The following is a 20,565-nucleotide window of genomic DNA, read 5'->3' as shown; positions in this document are numbered from 1 at the left end:
GGATCACAGGAGTTGAAGGGTCCATGTGGGCGGCTGTTTTGTATTGTGCTCTGCCCTTTCTGATGTACACGATACTCTGTTTGCCTTTATGGATTTATTTTAAAGTCAGCAAAAAACGTTCAATACATAGAAATGAGGAACATACATGATCGTTGTTAGCGCTTGTCTTGCGGGATTAAAGGTCCGTTATAATGGCAGCCATCGATTAGATCAACGTATCGAGGAGCTTGTGCAGGAAGGAAAGGCGGTAACAGTTTGTCCTGAGCTGCTTGGCGGCTTCTCTACACCAAGACCTCCCGCAGAAATTATTGGTGGAGATGGTCATGATGTCTTACGGGGGCAGGCTTCTGTTGTTGATGTTCATGGAACAGATGTGACAGAGATGTATGTAAATGGTGCACAAGACACGCTTAAGCAGGTTCAGACTCTTGGCGCAACATCCGTCGTGTTAAAAGAGTACAGCCCTTCTTGCGGAAGCCGGATGATCTATCGGGGAGAGTTTAACGGGAAGACAAGGGCTGGGGACGGTGTGACGTCTGCCTTGCTGAAACAGCATGGGATTCAAGTATTCTCTGAGGAGGATGATTGGACCTCGCTGTTTGTATAGGGATGGCGTGAATTGAAGGAGGAGTTAGGTTGAAGAAGTGGATCATTGGTTTAGTAGTCGTTATTTTCATCGGAATAGGTCTTTATTTTATGATCAATGCCAAAACATATGCTTTTGATGATGTGGTCTCGATTGATAAAGATAAAGTGACTTCTATTCAAATTGAGCATGATGATGAGCGCGTTGTAGTGGATAAGAAAGAGGATATTCAAAAGTTGCTGAAAAAATTTTCGGGTATTCAATTAAAGAAAATAAACGAAGCTAAAAAAGCCTCAAAAGAATCTTATTGGATCAGAGTGTACGAGAACGAAAAGCAAACTTATGGTCTGACTTTTTATGACCAAAGCTTTTTAGAGACATATGATGGTTCTAAAACAAAAAATCGAATCAGTGAATACCAAATCGTTGATGCAAATCAAGTCGATATGGGACAATACATCAAATAAGATCATTCAGTATATGAATGGTTTCAGCGTGTAGACAAACCCTCGCATTCTTTGTCAGTCCTGCGTGCTGGTGCTCACGAATGTCAAATTCGCTCTGCACCAGTACTCGTCCTTCCTAGGGCTGCAAAGGTTTTCTATCACGCTGAAAAGAAGACAAAGGGCTAAAATCAAGTTCATTTTAGCCCTTTGTCAACTATCTGAGATCATTCAGTCTATGAATGGTTTATCTTCATGCATGATCTTTCGCACATTCGGGTATAGTGCATGGTAAGCAAAAATGAAGCGGAGGTTTGTTTGATGAGTGGATTAACAGATACAGTCACATTAGCAAACGGAGTGAAAATGCCGAAGCTTGGCTTTGGTGTGTGGCAAGTAAAAGATGGGGATGAGGCTGTAAATGCAGTCAAAGACGCACTAGAAGCGGGCTATCGCAGTATAGATACAGCAGCGGCCTATCAAAATGAAGAAGGTGTTGGCAAAGCCATTCAGCAATCAGGCATCTCTCGCGATGATCTGTTCATTACGACAAAAGTGTGGAATAGTGATCAAGGATATGAGTCAACGCTTGAAGCCTTTGAAACGAGTATGAACAAACTTGGTCTGGATGTATTGGATCTTTATTTAATCCATTGGCCGGTTGAAGGCAAATATAAAGAAACGTGGAAGGCGCTAGAAAAGCTGTATAAGGATGGCCGCGTGAAAGCCATTGGCGTGTGTAACTTCCATCAGCACCATTTAGAAGATTTATTAGAAGAGGCAGAAGTGGTACCAATGGTCAATCAAATTGAGCTGCATCCGAAGCTGACGCAGGAGCCTTTACGTGACTACTGCAAGGCAAAAGGCATTCATGTAGAAGCATGGTCGCCATTAGGCAGCGGAAAACTTCTTAACCATCCGGTGCTTCAAGATATTGCGAAAAAACATGAGAAGTCAGTGGCGCAAGTCATTCTTCGATGGGACTTGCAGCATGGCATTATCACCATTCCGAAATCTGTGACGAAGAGCCGAATCATCGAAAACACAAACGTATTTGATTTCGAGTTGTCCGCCCATGAAATGAGTGTCATTGATCAGCTCAATGAAGATGAGCGCACGGGTCCAGACCCAGATAACTTCGATTTTTAATATAAGAAAAGCACGGGCGGGATGCCTGTGCTTTTTTATTTGCCGGTATGTTCAGACCGTTTTTTGAGGCTGATAGGTCTCAATGATTTGAATGGCGTCGACAATTTGCTCTTTCGTATAGTCTCCAATCAAACAAAAGGTTTCATCTTTACTTGCAGCATGGTTTGCCACTGTATGTGCTGCTTCCTCTAGCTGAGCTGTGATGCCAAGCTCACGCATCGTTCTAGGTAATCCGAGTGTTTGATAAAGCTCAAGTAATGCTTCTACTTCCGTCATACGGTTTTCTGCAGCAAGCTGAACGAGAATGCCATAGGCCACTTTTTGTCCATGTAACACATGATGTGTTTCATCAATAAATGTTAATCCATTATGAACAGCATGGGCTCCTGCCATTCTGCCATAACGTCCTCCATAGCCGCCGACTGTTCCGGCTAACGTAATGATCGTATCTGTTACATCTGCAAAGGCTTGAGAAAGCTGACCTGTTTTTAAACTGCTAACGGCTTCTTCACTATGAGTCAGAAGAATGTCACGAACGTACACTGCCTGCTTTAATGCAGCATGTACCATGAGCGGCAAGGTGCCTTTTGTGTTACGAATAATGGCTTCCGCTTCATACCATTTTGCGAGCGTATCCCCAATTCCGCTTTGGAGATAGGAAAGAGGAGATGAAAGCAAAAAAGTATGATCAATTAACGTGAGATAGCTGGACCGCTTATGATAGTCGACCCTCATGAAATTCCCCTTGTCATCATAAATGACGCTGAGCGGTGTAGAAGCCGCACATGTCCCAGGAATCGTCGGCACCATGATCACTTCAATTTGGAGAGCGTCGGCAACAGACTTCGCTGTATCTAAAATCGTGCCGCCACCGATCCCGATGATCACGTCTGAACTCTTGAGTTCTTCCGCAATTCGTGTGATCGCATTTGGTGAACTGTAACCTTTATGCTGAACAACAGGCCACTCGGATGGAAGCTTTGTGTACTGTGAAAAGGCTTGATATGAGTCATATCCTGTCACTATAGCTGGTGACTGAAAGGGAGTAACAAATGACTCGATTTCATGATAAATCCCCTTTTGAGAAATAAACTGGTTAGGACCGCTTCTGACGATATCTTCTGGCTGGATCATTGACTTATGCTCCTTTACGAAATCATATAGTACTTAAATCATCTCATTTTACAGAAAGTTCTGTCAAATAAATGGACAATATGAGACCATAGACTCTTCCGTTTTATGGAATTGAACTGCTGACATTGCCTTAAGGTATGTATTTCCTGTATGATATAAAATGGTATGTTTTGATTAAATTTAAGAGGTGTTTATATATATGGAAAAACAATATCGTGTATTACTTTACTATCAATATGTCCCCATTGAGGATCCAGAAACGTTTACAGCAGAGCATCTAGCATTCTGTAAGGAACTTGGTTTGTTAGGTCGTATTCTTGTTTCATCTGAAGGCATAAACGGAACCGTTTCTGGTACCATTGAGCAGACGGACAAGTACATGCAAGCATTGAAAGAAGATCCACGCTTTGCGTCCATGCCAATTAAAATTGACGAAGCAGATGGTCATGCGTTTAAGAAAATGCACGTCCGCCACCGAAATGAATTGGTGAATTTAAGTCTTGAAGATGATGTGAATCCGCTAGAATTAACGGGGAAACATCTCAGCCCAGTTGAATTTTACGAGCAAATGCAATCACCTGATACGGTCGTGATTGATGCACGTAATGATTATGAGTTTGATGTCGGTCACTTCAGAGGTGCTGTGCGCCCTGACATTGAGACATTCCGTGAATTACCTGAGTGGATTCGTGACAACAAAGAGATTCTTGAAGGGAAAAAAATTCTGACGTATTGCACAGGCGGCGTACGCTGTGAGAAATTCTCAGGATGGTTAAAGCGTGAAGGCTTTGAAGATGTATCCCAGCTTGACGGTGGAATTGTCACGTACGGAAAAGACCCAGAAGTTCAAGGAAAGCTATGGGACGGTCAATGTTATGTGTTTGATAACCGCCTAACGGTTCCAGTCAATCAAACAGAGCACGTCGTGGTAGGAAAAGATTTCTTCACTGGCGAACCTTGCGAGCGTTATGTGAACTGCGCGAACCCTGCATGTAACCGCAAAATGATTGCAACAGAAGAAAGCGAGCATAAATATATGCGCAGCTGCAGCCATGAATGCCGCACAAGCGAACGTAACCTTTATGTGAAACAGCACAATTTATCTGAAGAAGAAGTTCAAGAAAGACTAGCTGTCATTGAAAAAGAACAAGCAATCTCACAAGGATAAGAGGGTTGGTTTCCCTTTTATCCTTTTTTCTTTGAATGATACGTGTTCAGAGGGAAGAGGAAGTCATTTCCTCTTTCTTTTTTGTTTTGTTTTTTTCAAAATAAGGGTAAAGGTAGTTAATCAGTCTAATAGATTGAACAGTTGAAAAAGCGCTTTCTTTTGAAATAAGCATGTTCGACTATTTCAGAAAATGGAGAATTGAGAGATAATATAACAGGCAAAAAAATGAACAAAGATAAAAGTTCAGATCAGAAAGTATTTGCCAATGGAATGAATGGTGAGCTGCTATAAAAGAAAGGCGCTTGCTCGACACATGCTCTGTATTTTAATCGAAAGGTGTTATGAACATGAATCATTTGCATCGTAGGATGGGAACTTTCGCTTTAATGATGGTAGGTCTTGGCTCAATCATTGGTTCAGGATGGCTCTTTGGTGCGTGGCGGGCTGCTCAAATCGCCGGCCCTGCTGCTATTTTGTCATGGTTGATCGGGATGGTTGTTATTTTATTTATCGCATTGTCTTATAGTGAACTCGGGTCGATGTTTCCAGAGGCAGGCGGAATGGTCAAATATACGCAATATTCACACGGCTCTTTTATTGGATTTATCGCCGCTTGGGCAAACTGGATTGCGATTGTCTCAGTGATTCCTGTTGAGGCAGTGGCCTCCGTGCAATACATGAGCTCATGGCCTTGGGAGTGGGCAAAGTGGACAAGCCATTTGGTCACAAAAGGGGTTTTGACGACCGAGGGGCTCATGGTGGCAAGTGTGCTGCTGGTGATTTATTTTCTGCTCAATTATTGGACAGTTGGGTTGTTTTCAAAGGCGAATACATTCATTACGGTTTTTAAAATCGTCATTCCAGGATTAACAATTGGTGCGCTCTTATTCGTAGGTTTTCATAGTGAGAATTTTACTTCTGGAACAAGTATTGCGCCGAACGGCTGGGCGAGTGTGCTCACAGCTGTCGCAACATCAGGGATTGTGTTTGCTTTTAATGGCTTCCAAAGCCCGATTAATATGGCAGGAGAAGCGAAAAATCCAGGGCGTTCGATTCCAATCGCCATTGTTGGATCGATTTTGATTGCAACGGTCATTTATGTGCTGCTGCAAATCGCTTTTATTGGGGCTGTCGATCCATCAATGATAGTGAATGGCTGGGGGCATTTGAATTTCAACTCGCCATTTGCTGACCTTGCCATTGCGCTAGGGATCAACTGGCTTGTCCTTATTTTATATGCAGATGCGTTCGTTTCTCCTTCTGGAACAGGGATTACGTATACGGCGACGACGTCTCGTATGATTTATGGGATGGAAAAAAACAAGTACATGCCGAGTGTACTTGGTCGTCTGCAACCAATTTATGGTGTGCCTCGTCCAGCGATGTTTTTTAACTTAGGCGTATCGTTTATCTTTCTGTTTTTGTTTAGAGGATGGGGGGTTCTCGCTGAAATTATCTCTGTGGCGACCCTGATTTCCTATTTGACAGGACCTGTGACAGTGATGACGCTGAGAAAGACGGGCACAGATTTATATCGTCCATTGCGAATTAAAGGACTCAGCATCATTGCCCCGCTCGGTTTTGTCTTTGCATCATTGACACTGTACTGGGCGAGATGGCCGCTGACGGGTCAGGTGCTGTTCATTATTCTCATCGGTCTGCCAATCTATTTTTACTATCAAGCAAAAGCGAAGTGGAAGGGCTTTGGTCGTCACTTTAAAGCAGGTGCTTGGATGGTTGTGTATTTGCTTGTGATGATGACGATTTCTTGTCTCGGTAGTGATAAATTTGGCGGGTATAACGTCATTCATTATGGCTGGGATATGGCACTCATTGCAGTTGTGGCGTTGTTATTTTATATGTGGGCACTCAAAAGTGGATTTGAAACAGAGTTTTTAGAAGATGCGAAAAAAATCAATGATGAACTGCGTGCTTCTCAGAAAGAAGCCGCCTCATCTAAGGAATAACGGAAGGGCTGCCTGAATACTGAGGGCAGCCTTTTATTTGGATGAGTGATGCATGACATGCTGCTTTAGCCAAGTGGTAACGCCGTGTAGAACGGTGGCTGTCACAAGACAGATAAGCGCATATCTCCATAGCTGCTCTAAGCCTTGTCCACTAAGCCAAAAAACAATACCTAGAATAAAGAGAGTCAGAATGAACATGAATAAAAAAGATGCTGACCAGAAAAAAGCCTTCATCGAAGGTCACCTCCTCGGGGTATTGTATGCAGGCCGAGGGAGGATCAGACCAGCAAGAAAGAAGTGGAAATATCGTTAAATCTATTTCAAAAGTCAGATAAAAACGCCAAGTGATTTGACAGTTGTGTTAAGATGAGAGCATATTTTGAGTGTAGATGGCTGGTTATAGACGGAGGTGTTTGGAGATGCAGATTCAAAAGGTTCTAAACAATAATGTCATTAGTGTGATAGATGAACAAGGAAAAGAAATCGTCGTCATGGGCAGAGGCATCGCTTTTCAAAGACGTCCCGGCGACCCGGTGGACGAGGCGTTAATTGATAAAGTGTTCCGCCTAGAAGATCATTCCGTACATGAGCGGATGAAAATGTTGCTTCAAGAGGTTCCATATGATGTCGTCAAGGTGACCGAGGAAATGATCCAATACGCACATACAAAGCTGAACCGAAGATTAAACGAAAGTCTGCATGTATCGCTGGCAGACCATATTCATTACGCCATTGAACGATTAAAGAAAAACCACTTGATTGAGAATTCGCTGATTTGGGAGATTAAACGTTTATACAAAGATGAGTTTCTCGTGGCGAAGGAATGCCTTGAGATGATTGAAGATCGTCTTCATATTGAACTGCCTGAAGATGAAGCGGGCTTTATTGCCATGCATATCATTAATGCAGAGCTCAATGAAGACATGAATACAACGGTCAATATCACAAAAGAAGTGAATGCCATACTGACCATTGTGAAATATCACTTGAACATGGAATTTGATGAAGACTCGCTCAACTTTTATCGTTTTCTCACACATTTACGCTTTTTCGTACAGCGTCTCATCAACGAAACGTTACTCGTCAGTGAAGACCAAGATTTATATCAGCTGATTAAAGTGAAATATCCGAAGGCGTACGAATGCGCAAAGAAAATCGCGGAATATGTGTATCAAACATATCATCGCGATCTAACATCAGAGGAGATGCTCTATCTATCGATTCATTTGAATCGACTCATCAAACGAGAAAAATAAAGATAGAATTTTAAAAGAAAGCGTTGACATCATAAAAAGTGAGTGGTACTATTTGCTCATAAACATAAAAGAATACGGTTTCACAATGATCGTCTTAGAGGATTGTGACTGTTCGGCAGGCAAAACCTAAACGTTCACTGAAAAAGCGCAATAGCAAGTTGCGACTATTTTTGGTGCCCGTTTAGGTTTTTATTTTGCCTAAAAACGTATTTTTTTGAAAAAAAGGGGGTTTTTGTATGAGTCATCGTCAATTAGCAGAAGACATTATCAAACATATCGGGACAGAGAAAAACGTTCATTCATTGGTTCACTGTGCCACAAGACTTCGCTTCACATTAAATGACAGATCAAAAGCAGATAAAGCGGCCATTGAAAAATTAAATGGTGTGGTGACTGTCATGGAAAGCGGCGGCCAGTTTCAGGTGGTCATTGGCAACACGGTACCAGAGGTATATCGAGAGATTGGGGAGTTTACGAATCTATTAGAGGATTCCACTTCTTCATCTGCTAGATCAAGTGAAGAAAGTACAAGTCTTTTCGGAAAATTCGTCGACATTGTTTCTGGAATTTTCACACCGCTTCTAGGTGTCATGGCGGGTGCCGGTATTTTAAAAGGACTTCTAGGCATCTGTATCAATGCAAAATGGTTATCTCCTGAAGATACGTCGTATCAAATTTTATTTGCCGCATCAGACAGCTTGTTCTACTTCCTGCCGCTGCTGCTCGCATTCACTTCTGCTAGGAAGTTTAAAGCGAATCCATTTGTCGCTGTGACGATTGCAGGTGCACTGATCTACCCGACTATTCAAGAGCTCACAAAAGGCGGCGGAGATGTGTCGTTCTTCGGTATTCCGGTTGTCTTAATGTCTTATACATCAACGGTTATCCCGATTATTTTGGCAGTGTTTGTGATGGGATATATCGAACGTTTCTTTAACAAAGTCATTCATGAAAGTGTGAAAAACTTTATTACACCACTGATTTTACTGGTCACGGTCGTTCCACTGACGCTGATCGTATTTGGACCATTTGGTGTGTATGCAGGGAACGGAATTGCAGCCGTCCTGCTGAAAGTATTCTCCTTTAGCCCTACACTTGCCGGTGCTTTAATTGCGATGGCATGGCAGGTTCTTGTCATCTTCGGTATCCATTGGGGGCTTGTGCCAGTCATTTTAAATAATATTGCGGTTCATGGAAAAGATCATATTAAGCCGGCTACTGCGCCAGCTGTATTTTCACAAGCCGGTGCTTCAATCGGTGTTATGCTGAAAACAAAGAACAAAAAGCTGAAATCATTAGCTGGATCAACAGCGGTTTCTGCTGTATTTGGAATTACAGAGCCTGCTGTATACGGCGTCACACTTCGTTTGAAAAAACCATTTATTGCAGCGGTGATCTCTGCCGGTGTCGGTGGTGCCATTATCGGTTATTCACAAAGTATTGCGATCGCATCAGGTCTTCCGAGTTTACTGACACTTCCGATCTTCTATGGTCAAGGGTTTACAGGATTCTTAATCGGAATTTCCGTTTCATTTGTCCTTTCAATCGTCTTAACCTATTTGATTGGATTCAAAGATCCTGTGGATGAAGAAGATGCTCCTGCAGCTAGTTCTGCACCAGCATCTGAAAATGAACATGGTGTCAAAGCAGCTCATGTGAAAAGTCCTTTATCTGGCGAAGTCATCAAGCTAGAAGAGGTGCAAGATAAAGCCTTCTCATCTGGCGCTTTAGGTAAGGGCGCAGCCATTATTCCATCAGAAGGCAAGCTGTTTGCACCAGTAACTGGGGTCGTGACAACGGTATTCCCAACAGGACATGCATACGGTCTCACCTCTGAAAGCGGAGCAGAAGTACTCATTCATATTGGACTGGATACTGTACAACTTGGGGGCCGTCATTTTACGCCGAAGGTTGAGCAGGGCCAAACCATTACAGAAGGTGAACTGCTTGCGGAGTTTGATATTGAGGCCATTCAAGCAGCAGGTCTTTCTGTCACAACACCTGTGATTATTACCAATTCCGGTGAATTTAGCGATATCATTGAGACAGAAGAAAAACAAGTGACACCAGGACAATCATTTTTACACTTAGTTTAAGAAAGGGAGGACATAATCATGAGATATTCAACACTAGCACCATTTCCAAAAGACTTTTTCTGGGGTGGATCGACTTCCGCCTATCAAGTAGAAGGTGCATGGAACGAGGATGGCAAGGGACCTTCAGTCATTGATATGAGAGAAAGCTATCCTGAAGGAACAACTGATTTTAAGGTAGCCAGCGATCACTATCATCGATATAAAGAGGACGTGAAGATGTTTGCAGAAATGGGCTTGAAGGCTTATCGTTTCTCCATTGCATGGACACGTATCATTCCAGATGGAGATGGGGAGATCAATCAAAAGGGAATTGACTTCTACCATTCTCTCATTAATGAATTGCGCCGCTATGACATTGAACCAATTGTGACGATGTATCACTTTGATTTACCTCATGCGCTTCAAGTGAAAGGCGGCTGGTCAAATCGTTCGACAGTCGATGCGTTTGAACGTTATGCGGAGGTTTTGTTCCAGGAGTATGGCGAGAAGGTAAAATATTGGCTGACGATTAATGAACAAAACATGATGATTTTACATGGATCAGCTCTAGGTACACTGGATCCAAATTTAGAAAATCCGAAAAAAGAACTATATCAGCAGAACCACCATATGCTTGTGGCACAGGCGAAAGCCATGACGCTTTGTCATCGTTTGCTGCCTGAGGCAAAAATCGGACCAGCGCCAAACATCGCCCTTATTTACCCGGCATCTCCAAAACCTGAGGATGTCATTGCTGCGGCTAATTACAATGCGATCCGCAACTGGCTATATCTTGATATGGCGGTATTCGGTCGTTATAACAACCTTGCATGGGCATACATGAAGGAAAAAGACATTCTTCCTGTGATTGAAGAGGGAGATATGGATATTTTGAAAAGTGCAAAACCAGACTTCATTGCCTTTAACTACTACACATCTCAAACGGTTGAAGCGAGTAAAGGAGATGGCAATGATGAATTTGCCCGCGGCGGAGATCAGCATTTAAAATCTGGTGAAGATGGCGTCTACAAAGGCGGCAACAACCCGTTCTTAAGTAAAAATGCATTTGGCTGGGAGATTGACCCTACCGGTTTCCGATCAACGATGCGTGAGATTTACGACCGCTATCAGCTGCCTCTTATTATTACGGAAAACGGGCTAGGCGCTTTTGACAAGTTAGAAGCGGATGGATCGATTCAGGATGATTATCGAATTGATTATTTAGAAAAACATATTGAACAAATCAAATGGGCGATCACAGACGGGGTTGAGGTATTCGGGTACTGCCCGTGGTCAGCCATCGACTTAATCAGTACACACCAAGGCTGCTCAAAACGCTACGGTTTTATCTACGTCAACCGTGATGAATTTGACCTGAAAGACCTGAAGAGAATTCGGAAAAAGAGCTCTTATTGGTATGAAACATTGATCGAGCAAAATGGAGAGAACATCGGGAAGTAACAGAAAAAAGCCAGTCACAGTCACCTTATTAGCGGGTGGCTGGTTTTTTTTGTTCACTCTATTGGCAAGAGCATATTGTTCGAATTGTTCTAAAATGTTAGTCTAATGATATATTGTAAAAATTGGATTATTATCCATTATAAGAAAGAGGGTTATGTAGATGATGACGATCCTTTATTTGTTTTTCTTATTGTTCTTTCTTTTTTATGCTTTAAACTATATTGGTCAGAAATTAATTGCGAAGGAACACCCAATGAACCACGGATTGATTGTGACGCTGTCAGCTGTGGAAGGTATTCTTGTTTTTGTCCTTGTTGGACTCAATGAGAAATTTCCTTTTTTTTAAATAATAAATCAAAGAAAATTTATTTTATAAGCCATGAAACATAAAAAAGTAAAAAATACCTGCGGAAAAGAAACTCACTAATCATGTAAGATTAGTGAGTTCTTCAAATCATAGCCGTTTAAAATGTGGCTTTATATTCAGCACGCCACCAGCCGTCTCCCATATCTACTCTTTGCTGAAGAATCCATAGTAAGTTGTCTTCAGTAAATGAAGTTGGAAAAGCGTTAAAATCTTGGCCATAAATATATCTTGTGAAACTCGCCTTAGTTGAGGCATCATCTGTTATTCTTACATTTTGATTAGAACTTGTAGTAACTGGACTAGTAGCAAAAGCAGGAATAGAACTTCCAAGTAACGCCACAGCCAACGAAGAGGTAATTAGTACTTTTTTAATAGACATAATTAATCACTCCTAATTAATTTTTTCACTAACAATATATTAAATTCGTACATTAATTAAAAAGTCCTCCTATAAAATGAAAATAAATACAATAATTGGTTTTATTGGTATATGAAAGTGGATTTTTCCAATCCATTCAGGTTCAGAACATGAACTAGATCGTAACATGCCTTGGAATACAAATGTGACATTTGGTTTAATTGTGGTGATACCCGTAGTTATAATTACAGTGATAATCTACTTTATAAAAAGCAAAAAGAATAGCAATGTACCTAGCTAAAGAGGAGGCTCTATGACAATATTTGTCATAGAGCCTTTATAGTTAATCACTTTATTTATTGCGTCATCTATCAACATCAACAAATATCTTGCAAAGGAATTACGAAAAAACACTAAGATTGTTAAAAGATGACCGAATAGAGGAGGTTCAATCAATCATCTATGTCCGATCACATCTTACTCTCTACTATCATTATACCCCGAATTTAATCTCATTTATAGACTGTTTTCCGCCCGCATCAGCCCGTATACTGTTATACGCAAGTCAATAACGATAAGGGATGTGGCTGTATGAATGACAAGAAAGATGTTTTAGATCCTGGGCCGTTTTTTCATGGGACGAAAGCGGAATTGAAGATTGGGGACCTGCTTGAACCGTTGCATTTATCCAATTATCAGGATAAACAATCGAACCACATCTATTTCACCGGAACATTAAATGCAGCCAAATGGGGAGCTGAATTAGCCCGGTCTGATGCAAAAGAGAGAATTTATGTTGTAGAACCGACAGGCGAGTTTGAAGATGATCCGAATTTGACTGACAAAAAATTCCCCGGTAACCCGACCCGTTCCTATCGATCGAAATCTCCTTTGAAAATTGTCGCAGAATTAGGCGCTTGGGAAAGACACTCCGATGAAGAAATCAATCATATGCTGACGTCGTTGAAAAAGTTAAGGGAAGAAGGAAAAAATGTCATATACGATTGATTCGTATGTGAGGAATAGATGAATAAAAGGCCGTCCGATTTCACTTGGGCGGCCTTTTGTGCTATTGAAACAGGACATGCATCAACTCATCAAATGTCCTTGCATGTGTCAAGGAGTGAAGGCGGTCAGGACTGTCTAACAAATCGACAGCTTGTTCAAAAAATTGATTCATGCAGGCAGCGTCATCTTTCTGAATGGCTAACAAGAAAATCAGAGATACTTGATCGCCCTGCCAATCAATTGGCTGTTTCAATCGTGCAATTGCCACGCAGGAGGTGCCTTCATTTGTGATGAGCGGGTGAGGCATTGCAATCCCCTTGCCAAGATAGGTCGATGACATTTGCTCCCGCTCCAGCACGGAGGAACGAAAAGAAGATGAAACAAGCTGATGCGCCTCCAGCCGGCTGCAAAGCGTATCTAATACCTCTTCTTTGCTTGAAAGGTCCACATCCAACAAGGTCAATCGTTCTTGGAAAAAAGCCATCAGCTCCTGCGAAGGGGCACCGTGTCCGTTTAACAGGTGAATGACCTCACTCACACGCTGGACATCATGATGTTCAAAAAAAGCATTCACTTGAATGATTGGTTTCCCCTTTGGTGCGAGAGGTACGGTTGTAATAATTACATCACATGGCAAAGTCGTGCTAAAAGCGTAATCCTGATAAGAATAAAGCTCAACAATCTCAAGCTCATGTTGAAAGGCCGCCTTCAATTTAATTTCAAGCAGACGTGCCGTTCCTAGTCCAGACCCGCATACAATAATGGCCCTCTTTTTTTGTGAGGTGTCAAGATGACTTCTTTCAAATGAAGCAGCAATATGTAAGGCAACATATGCCGCTTCATCTTCATTTGGCGTCCGTACCAGCTGTAAGGCATTGAGTCCGCTGACAGCCAAATCAAACGGATAAGGGTAAGATGTTTTGATCTCATGCAAAAGCGGATTTTGTAAAGACACGCCGTATTGAATTCGATTTAATAATGGCTTCATATGCAGCATCAAATCTTGACGCAGGATATCGTCATCTACAAAACGATGACCGCTTGTTTTTTCAATGTGCTTGAGAAATCGTGTCACCGCCTGACGTACTTCTTCTGTCGTTTGGTGCTCATCAATTTCTTTCCACGTTTGATTCGCTAAGAGATGCATCACCAAGTAATCTGTTTCATCCTCTGATAAGGTGACATGAAACGTGTCGCTTATTTGATGAGTGATCTTTTGAGCGATTCTTGTTAACACTGGCGGTCTTTGTGAGTGAGTGATACTGGCGGGTATCCGCTGTTTTTTTTGCGTTTGTTGAATGGCAATCGCTAAGTGAATCACTAAATTCTTTAGGGCAATATCTTTAATGAGCAGTGATTCTTGATATAGATTTGTCAGCACAATGGATCGAATGGTTTCAAGTGAAATGTCAGGGAAATGAAGCTGTTCCCGCTCAGTTATATGAGATAGGGCGGGCTCTTCTTCAAGCAGTAAGTCTGCGTAGCACGTCCTTTTTTGCAATTCGTCTCCGTCTACTTTTAAGCCAAATCCAGGCTTTGAGACAAGGGTCATACCGTAACGGGCTAACAGCTCCCGTCCTTTTTTTAAATCACTGCTGACCGTCATACGGCTGATGAACAATTCTTCTGCTAATTGATCAATTTTTAAGTAGTCTGATTGAAGCAATAGTTTTCTCATCATAAATCGTATGCGCTCTTCTGGCATGACGGGTACGAGAGAGCGGGCAGGAAGCTTTTGCTGATGAAGCCAAAGCAGGAAAGCGTCTTGGTCATTTGTTAAGAGCGTATACCCTTTCCCGCGGATGGTCTTGATCATGGCTCCAGCTTGTGTTAACAGTTCGTTTGCTTCTTTGATTAAATTGCGGATGGAGCGGTCAGATAAGCGAAAAGAGGCAGTGAGCTCCTCCAGCTTCACGAACCCTTTCGTTTCAAATAGCCGCTGAATGAGCTGGTAGGTTCGAGTATCTGCCGTCATCATCATTGCGCCGCTCCTTGTTCCTTTAAGGCATCAGCTCCAAGGGCGATGGCTCCCATTAAACCAGATAATCCGTCAAAGGAAGGCTTTGTGACGATTTCATTTAATGGCTTTGGTAGTTGTAAGTAACCATGAAGTCGCTCGTCTGTTTCTTCAAGGATGAGCGGCAGCAAGGCCGGCTGTTTCATGACACCTCCACCAAAAATAATGCGCTCTGGCGAAAGGGTGAGTAATAAATTGGCGGTCATCTGCCCGAGATAGTAGGCATGAAGTGACCAAGCAGGATGATCCTCTGGCAGCATGGGTGCCAGTGTATGATAGCGCCCTTCTATGGCAGGTCCGGATGCCAGTCCCTCTAAACAATCATGATGTATAGGGCAGCAGCCCCCATAGGTGTCATGAGGGTGGCGCTGAACGGTGATATGTCCCATTTCTGGATGAAGCAGTCCGTGAATGAGGCTGTTTTCAATATAGGCACCGCCACCGATTCCCGTCCCAACCGTGATATAGATCAAGGAATTTGGTCTGTCTGTTTCCGTTGAAAAACGAGCTTCACCGAGCGCCGCACAGTTCACATCCGTATCAAGCTTCATAGGGAGACCGAGTGCTTGTTTTAAGGTTGAGAGTAAAGGGAATTGGCGCCAAGCTGTTTTGGGTGTTTCGAGAATCGTTCCATAGCTGGGGCTGTGTTCTTTTACATCGACAGGTCCGAATGCGCCTATGCCAATCGCATCAACTGGATGCTCTGTAAAGTATTCGATCACTTGCCGGCATGTTTCTTCTGGGTTCCCTGTTGCAAAGGAAGTCATATGTTCAATCGTTCCGTCTGTTGTTCCGTAGCCGCAGACAAATTTTGTACCGCCTGCTTCGATGCCTCCAATTCGCATGATCAATGCCCTCCATTAAAGAGAGGCGGAATCCAAATGGATCCCGCCCCTACATGTTCATTTTTTCTTTACAATGTAGGTTTGTACCTGACAAGGTGTGAGCGGTTCAATGTGTAATGATCCATGTTGTGCTTTCAGTATATGTCCTTCAGGTGTTTCGCCTAAATTCGCTGTTTCTCCATGTTGTAGAGATGAACTATTGATTGAAGCGGCTGTTTGACGTGTTAAATATGGATTGAAGAGACGAATGACAATGCCTGTTCCATGCTCTTCTTTTTTCAAAGCGCTTAGAACGACCCCGTCTGTCTCAATGTCAAGCAGGCTATAAGTAGATTGTAAGTCTTCTTTTTCATCTCGGAAAGAGAAAATTAAACGACCGTTTAAAAAGTCTGCCCGCTCGTAGCACTGAACCGGGGTGGTGTAACGTTTAGCAAGCTGAGCCAAGTGTCCTTCACTCACCGCTTCTTGGCTATAGTGCATGCCAAAGGAGAATGATAGCGATCCTTGAAGCTGGGCGTCAGGTGTTTCCACGATTTTTTCTCCAGAAGCCCGGCCGGGACGGTAAAGAAGGTTTTCTTTCCCCATTTTTCCGAAACAGCGGAAGAGTGTGTAAGCAATGGTTGTGTAGCCCGCGCCTGTGATTTGGTATTCTCTGACGCAGTCCGTCAAAAGAGAGACACCATATGCTTCATCGCGAAGTGCAACAAATGATTGCATGGGTTCAATGGTAATCGGTTTTTCTTCCCAATGTTCATTGTTCCACCATTCTAGCTCTTGCGTCAGCTCCGTTGGACGTTCGATGGTGCCAAACTGTTGATCGCTGAGTGATACGTTTGATGCAATACCTGTATCAAAGAGTACCCGTAGACGGTGGTCTAGCGCATGGTTTTCAACATTCACATGAAAACGGATGACCGCTTCATCTTTATTTAAAGCCACCTTCGCTGTGATCGGGAGGGAAGTCGTCCCCTTTTGCTCCGAACGTTCCTCTAAATCATACGGGACAGTCAATTGAAGCTTGATGGTGAGCTCTTCCTGTAAACTGCTTTTCGATACGATGATGTCTGCTGATGAGATATCTTTTGATGATACATAAAGATCCTCACGCGGTGGTGAATAGTTATAAGAATCCCCATCATCTCCGTTGTCTTCAAAGATCATTTGCTCAGAGAACGTTCGTCCAGTCTGTTTATCCGTAATTTCTAATGACCCATTGTCATTTGCTGTAATGCGGTAAAACGTATTTTCAATGACACGGCCTTCTGTTTTTTCCAAAATGGATTCACTAGATTCATCGAAAACCATGCTGACTTGTGTATAACCAACGGATGGCAAGTCGACTGCTTCAATGAGTAAAACAGCTTTCCATACTTGCTTTGGCATGTACACTTCTTTGCTTGGGTTAAGTGAAATCTGCTGTGCTAAGACATAATCTGTCACATCGGTTTTGCTTTTGACTGTGTAGTGAAGAGTTCGTCCATCAGCGTCTTTTAGTGTAAATGGACGTTCTGTGATAAAGGTTTCGACTTCAATGACTTCAGAGCGCTTTGAAGGCAGTGTATTAAATAAAGTGAACGTAATTTCTTGCTCAGTCTGCAGCCGGATGGCGATGAGACGCATGTGTAAGTCCACAAGATTCTCGGCGATTTCCTTTGCCTGTTTATAGCGGAAGAAGACATCTTGATTCGTCGTATCACTGTTACAGCCGCCAATGCTGTCATGCGCTGCATTTTCGAACATGAGATACCAAATATCACGCACCGTGTCATGCGGATAGTCATGTCCGAGTGAATAGCTGATTGTAAGGATCGGCTCCATCACATTGACAAGATAGTTTTCAATTTGGTTGTTTAAGATTTTCAAATCTGCTCTTGTTGAAAAAATGGACTTGTGAATTCGCATATGCTTGGCATGAATGAGTTCTCCTTCTAATGTCTCAAAAGAAGTCCGCTCTTTTTTCACTGCTGCAATGTAGTCTTCTAAACTGCTAATTTGATAGTGGTGCTCGTCTATTTCATTGGCTTTTTCTAATAAGTCAGGCAGGTTTTTACGAATAGGCGCTTGGTCAAAGCCATTTGGGAAATAGACATTCTTTGTCGTAGCTTTTGCTTGCAGCGCCCCGATTTTTTCAGAAAGAAAGGCTTGCAGGTCTTCATCCTTCTCAGGAATATTTCCTCCGTAGTAGTAGCCGAATGGCAGATTCACTGCAAACACTTCACTGCCATCCGCCCCGCGCCAATTAAATTCTGTGTGATTCGTCATATGATCAGAAACGCCGCGCCAAAAGGCTGTATCGACAATACCAAAGCCTTGATAAATTTGAGGCATTTGTGCAGATTGACCGAAGGAATCAGGGACATAACCGACCTTCATGACATGTCCAAACTGCTGACAGCGCTCAATCCCATATTGCAGGTTCCGTACAATCGATTCCCCAGAAATAACGAGCTGATCCGTTTGTGTATACCACGGACCGATGATGAGGCGTTTTGCTGTGACGAGCTGTTTGATTCGATTTTCATCCTCTGGGCGCCATTTCAAGTAATCATCTAGCAAGGATGCTTGTGCATCGAGCATGAAGTAATGGAACCGTTCATCTGTTTCGAGGGTGTCCAATATGTCCATTACGCTTTTCATTAAGTAGATACGGGAGCGGGAGGTGGTAAAATACCATTCCCGGTCCCAGTGAGTATGTGGAATCACATGTACATTGACAGTCATTGTGTAACGACACCTTTCTTTGTTCAAATTATCCTTCTAGCACAAGGTCAAAATCATCTTCTTCTTTCTGCTTCTGATCATGTTCGGGCTTTTGGGGTTCTTTTTTCTCAGAGAAGTTCACAAGTAGGTTGGCACCAATTCCAATAACAAGTGCGCCAGTTAGCGCGCCGATTAAATACGCCCACCAGTTTCCTACTGAGAAGAATCCGTATAGTCCGCCAATTGGCGGCATGATGTCATGGACACCTAATAAGGCAGCAACCCCGCTTCCTGCAGCACAAGCGATGACATTCAGCGGAATCAATTTCAAAGGATTGACGAGTGTAAAGGGAATGGCTCCTTCTGTAATCCCGATAATCCCCATCACAAGGCCGCCTCGTCCAGCTTCTCTGAAGGTAGGAGAGAAGTTGCGTTTTCGAATCAATGTCGCAAGCCCGTATCCTAGCGGCGGAATGACAATCGCGATATTGACGAGAATGGCAGGAAGATAGACACCTGATAGGAAGAGTGCGTTACCAGCCATCCAAGCTGATTTATTCACTGGGCCGCCAAGGTCAAAGCCGATCATTGCACCTAGAATGAGAGCAAGTGCGAGTGTGCTCGTTCCATCTGCGACCATGCCTTTGATCCATTCAATTAATGCGGTGTTCAAAGCTCCTAATGGACCGCCTAGCAGAACGGACATGAGAAGTCCGGTTAAGCCAACAGTAATGAGCGGTAAGATGAGCAGAGGGACGAGTCCAGCTGCAGAGCCTTGAATTTGAATTTTTCTTTTCACAAAGAGAGCGACATATCCGGCAAAGAAACCTGCAATGACGGCGCCGATAAAACCAGCATTTGTTGAGCTGGCAAGAGCTCCGCCGATAAAGCCGGCCGCAAGACCAGATTTATCCGCAATCGAATAGGCAATAAAGCCAGCGAGCAGTACGTTCATTAAGCCAATGCCTGTCCAGCCAACCTGTTCCATCAAATAGGCACCATGTAAAATGCCGCCTGCATCTTTATAGGCGTTTAAATCTGACACACCAAAACCTAACCCGACTAGTTTGGCTAAACCAACGATAAGTGAAGCTCCGATGATCACCGGAAGAATATAAGAAATACCGGTCATGAGGTGGCCTTCAATGACTTTTAATTTTGCTTTCATTCTGCTTTGCTCCTTTCTATATGGCATTGCTCTTTTTTATTGGGATTCAGATTTTTTCTTTTCAACCAGCGCAACGGCTTTTGTGATGATTTGCTCGGCATTTTTTAGAGCGCGTCCGATTTCGACACGAACAGTAGGAATACCTGAGAAGCGTTCAGCGTCGTTAATGTGCTGATTGGAGGCAATGATGCAAAGGTCTGCCTGCTTGGCTTCCTCTGCTGTAATGCCATTCACCTGTCCCATAATTCCTTGTTGTTCGATTTTAATCTCGTGTCCAAGCTGTTTACCCGCATTCTCTAATGCTTTTGCTGCCATTGGTGTATGAGCTAACCCTGCTGGGCATGAAGTGACACCGACAATTTTCATTGTGTAATCCCCTCTTTCAATTGTTGTTCAATGACTTCGTAATAATAGTCTGCTGTTTGACCGGGTTGAATCTTTTCGATGAAAGCAGGCTCCATTAAACTTGTGGCAATGCCAGACAGTAATTTGAGGTGTGTGACATTGGCCTCTTCAAGTGGAACGAGCAGTGTAAATAAATAGCTTGTTGGCAAATCGTCGAAGCTTCCCCATTCAATGGGTTGTTCAAGTTCTAAAAAGAGAAGTGAAGCCGTTTGAACAGCAGAGCTTTTTGTATGAGGAATCGCAAAACCTTGCTGAAGTCCTGTTGAGACTTCGTCTTCGCGTTTCAACAAATCTGTTAATAACCCTGACTGATCGTTTGTAATGTGAAGGTCTTCAGCTTTCTCGGAAATGTATTGTAAAATCTCATTCTTTGATCGACCGTTTACTTGTGTAAAAACATGATCTTTTTGGAACAAGCTGATCCCTTCTCTCTTGTTTGTTAAGCGCTTACAATTTGA

General features: G+C 42.9%; 19 protein-coding genes. 10 read left to right on the top strand and 9 right to left on the bottom strand.

Features of this window, described 5'->3' with window-relative positions; translation table 11 throughout:
* The first annotated feature begins 145 nt into the window (after positions 1-145).
* The 3 genes from M2369_RS09835 to M2369_RS09825 all read left to right on the top strand — a co-directional run bounded on the left by M2369_RS09835 (position 146) and on the right by M2369_RS09825 (position 2,178).
* A complete protein-coding gene (locus M2369_RS09835; protein WP_008343870.1) occupies positions 146-607 on the top strand; it encodes a 2-thiouracil desulfurase family protein in 462 nt (153 codons plus the stop codon).
* 29 nt (positions 608-636) lie between these two features.
* The gene (locus M2369_RS09830; protein ID WP_008343869.1) at positions 637-1,053 is read left to right on the top strand and encodes a DUF5301 domain-containing protein; all 417 of its coding nucleotides are present in this window, start codon (positions 637-639) and stop codon (positions 1,051-1,053) included.
* A 297-nt stretch (positions 1,054-1,350) separates the two neighbouring features.
* Positions 1,351-2,178 carry an aldo/keto reductase gene (locus tag M2369_RS09825; RefSeq protein WP_008343867.1) on the top strand — a complete coding sequence of 276 codons (828 nt, stop codon included), beginning with the start codon at positions 1,351-1,353 and terminating at the stop codon, positions 2,176-2,178.
* A 51-nt stretch (positions 2,179-2,229) separates the two neighbouring features.
* On the opposite strand, the gene M2369_RS09820 is transcribed toward M2369_RS09825, so the two are convergent.
* Entirely contained in the window at positions 2,230-3,312 is a 1,083-nt protein-coding gene (locus tag M2369_RS09820) for an iron-containing alcohol dehydrogenase family protein (protein WP_008343865.1), read from the bottom strand.
* A gap of 199 nt (positions 3,313-3,511) precedes the next feature.
* Between M2369_RS09820 and trhO the strand changes: the two genes are divergently transcribed.
* Positions 3,512-4,480, top strand: a complete 969-nt coding sequence (trhO, locus tag M2369_RS09815) for an oxygen-dependent tRNA uridine(34) hydroxylase TrhO (protein WP_007498459.1) — start codon at positions 3,512-3,514, stop codon at positions 4,478-4,480.
* Positions 4,481-4,827: 347 nt separating this feature from the next.
* A complete protein-coding gene (locus M2369_RS09810; RefSeq protein WP_259254101.1) occupies positions 4,828-6,447 on the top strand; it encodes a glutamate/serine transporter AimA in 1,620 nt (539 codons plus the stop codon).
* Positions 6,448-6,480: 33 nt separating this feature from the next.
* On the opposite strand, the gene M2369_RS09805 is transcribed toward M2369_RS09810, so the two are convergent.
* On the bottom strand, positions 6,481-6,681 hold the full coding sequence (locus M2369_RS09805) for a hypothetical protein (RefSeq protein ID WP_259254100.1): 201 nt from the start codon (positions 6,679-6,681) through the stop codon (positions 6,481-6,483).
* A gap of 185 nt (positions 6,682-6,866) precedes the next feature.
* On the opposite strand from M2369_RS09805, the gene licT reads away from it, so the two are divergent.
* From licT to M2369_RS09785, 4 genes are all read left to right on the top strand, one after another.
* On the top strand, positions 6,867-7,703 hold the full coding sequence (licT, locus tag M2369_RS09800) for a BglG family transcription antiterminator LicT (protein ID WP_008343858.1): 837 nt from the start codon (positions 6,867-6,869) through the stop codon (positions 7,701-7,703).
* A 236-nt stretch (positions 7,704-7,939) separates the two neighbouring features.
* Positions 7,940-9,799: a beta-glucoside-specific PTS transporter subunit IIABC gene (locus M2369_RS09795; RefSeq protein ID WP_008343857.1), complete on the top strand. Its 1,860-nt coding sequence runs from the start codon at positions 7,940-7,942 to the stop codon at positions 9,797-9,799.
* Between the two features lie 18 nt (positions 9,800-9,817).
* Positions 9,818-11,239 (top strand): glycoside hydrolase family 1 protein, encoded by a 1,422-nt coding sequence (locus M2369_RS09790; RefSeq protein ID WP_259254098.1) that lies wholly within the window; start codon positions 9,818-9,820, stop codon positions 11,237-11,239.
* Positions 11,240-11,399: 160 nt separating this feature from the next.
* Positions 11,400-11,585 (top strand): hypothetical protein, encoded by a 186-nt coding sequence (locus tag M2369_RS09785; RefSeq protein WP_058336295.1) that lies wholly within the window; start codon positions 11,400-11,402, stop codon positions 11,583-11,585.
* 118 nt (positions 11,586-11,703) lie between these two features.
* Here M2369_RS09785 and M2369_RS09780 read toward each other — a convergent pair whose 3' ends face one another.
* The gene (locus tag M2369_RS09780) at positions 11,704-11,985 is read right to left on the bottom strand and encodes a hypothetical protein (protein WP_025206666.1); all 282 of its coding nucleotides are present in this window, start codon (positions 11,983-11,985) and stop codon (positions 11,704-11,706) included.
* 570 nt (positions 11,986-12,555) lie between these two features.
* On the opposite strand from M2369_RS09780, the gene arr reads away from it, so the two are divergent.
* On the top strand, positions 12,556-12,972 hold the full coding sequence (gene arr / locus M2369_RS09775) for an NAD(+)--rifampin ADP-ribosyltransferase (protein ID WP_041508172.1): 417 nt from the start codon (positions 12,556-12,558) through the stop codon (positions 12,970-12,972).
* Positions 12,973-13,033: 61 nt separating this feature from the next.
* Here arr and M2369_RS09770 read toward each other — a convergent pair whose 3' ends face one another.
* The 6 genes from M2369_RS09770 to M2369_RS09745 are packed head-to-tail and all read right to left on the bottom strand — an operon-like array spanning position 13,034 to position 20,523.
* The gene (locus M2369_RS09770) at positions 13,034-14,953 is read right to left on the bottom strand and encodes a BglG family transcription antiterminator (protein ID WP_259254097.1); all 1,920 of its coding nucleotides are present in this window, start codon (positions 14,951-14,953) and stop codon (positions 13,034-13,036) included.
* On the bottom strand, positions 14,950-15,834 hold the full coding sequence (locus tag M2369_RS09765) for an ROK family protein (protein ID WP_259254095.1): 885 nt from the start codon (positions 15,832-15,834) through the stop codon (positions 14,950-14,952). The genes M2369_RS09770 and M2369_RS09765 overlap by 4 nt, the downstream gene beginning before the upstream one ends.
* 57 nt (positions 15,835-15,891) lie before the next feature.
* Positions 15,892-18,555, bottom strand: coding sequence for a mannosylglycerate hydrolase (gene mngB / locus M2369_RS09760; RefSeq protein ID WP_259254094.1), 2,664 nt, complete (start codon positions 18,553-18,555; stop codon positions 15,892-15,894).
* 28 nt (positions 18,556-18,583) lie between these two features.
* On the bottom strand, positions 18,584-19,702 hold the full coding sequence (locus M2369_RS09755; protein WP_178929547.1) for a PTS fructose transporter subunit IIC: 1,119 nt from the start codon (positions 19,700-19,702) through the stop codon (positions 18,584-18,586).
* Positions 19,703-19,738: 36 nt separating this feature from the next.
* A complete protein-coding gene (locus M2369_RS09750) occupies positions 19,739-20,068 on the bottom strand; it encodes a PTS fructose transporter subunit IIB (RefSeq protein ID WP_007498438.1) in 330 nt (109 codons plus the stop codon).
* Positions 20,065-20,523 carry a PTS sugar transporter subunit IIA gene (locus M2369_RS09745; protein WP_024719036.1) on the bottom strand — a complete coding sequence of 153 codons (459 nt, stop codon included), beginning with the start codon at positions 20,521-20,523 and terminating at the stop codon, positions 20,065-20,067. Before M2369_RS09745 ends, M2369_RS09750 begins: the two co-directional genes overlap by 4 nt.
* Positions 20,524-20,565 lie beyond the last annotated feature (42 nt).

Origin of the sequence: Bacillus sp. JUb11 (genome assembly GCF_024807925.1) — a bacterium.
Lineage (GTDB): Bacteria > Bacillota > Bacilli > Bacillales > Bacillaceae > Bacillus > Bacillus altitudinis.
The sequence above is the reverse complement of the archived record's forward strand: the minus strand, read 5'-3'. Positions and strand labels throughout refer to the sequence as shown.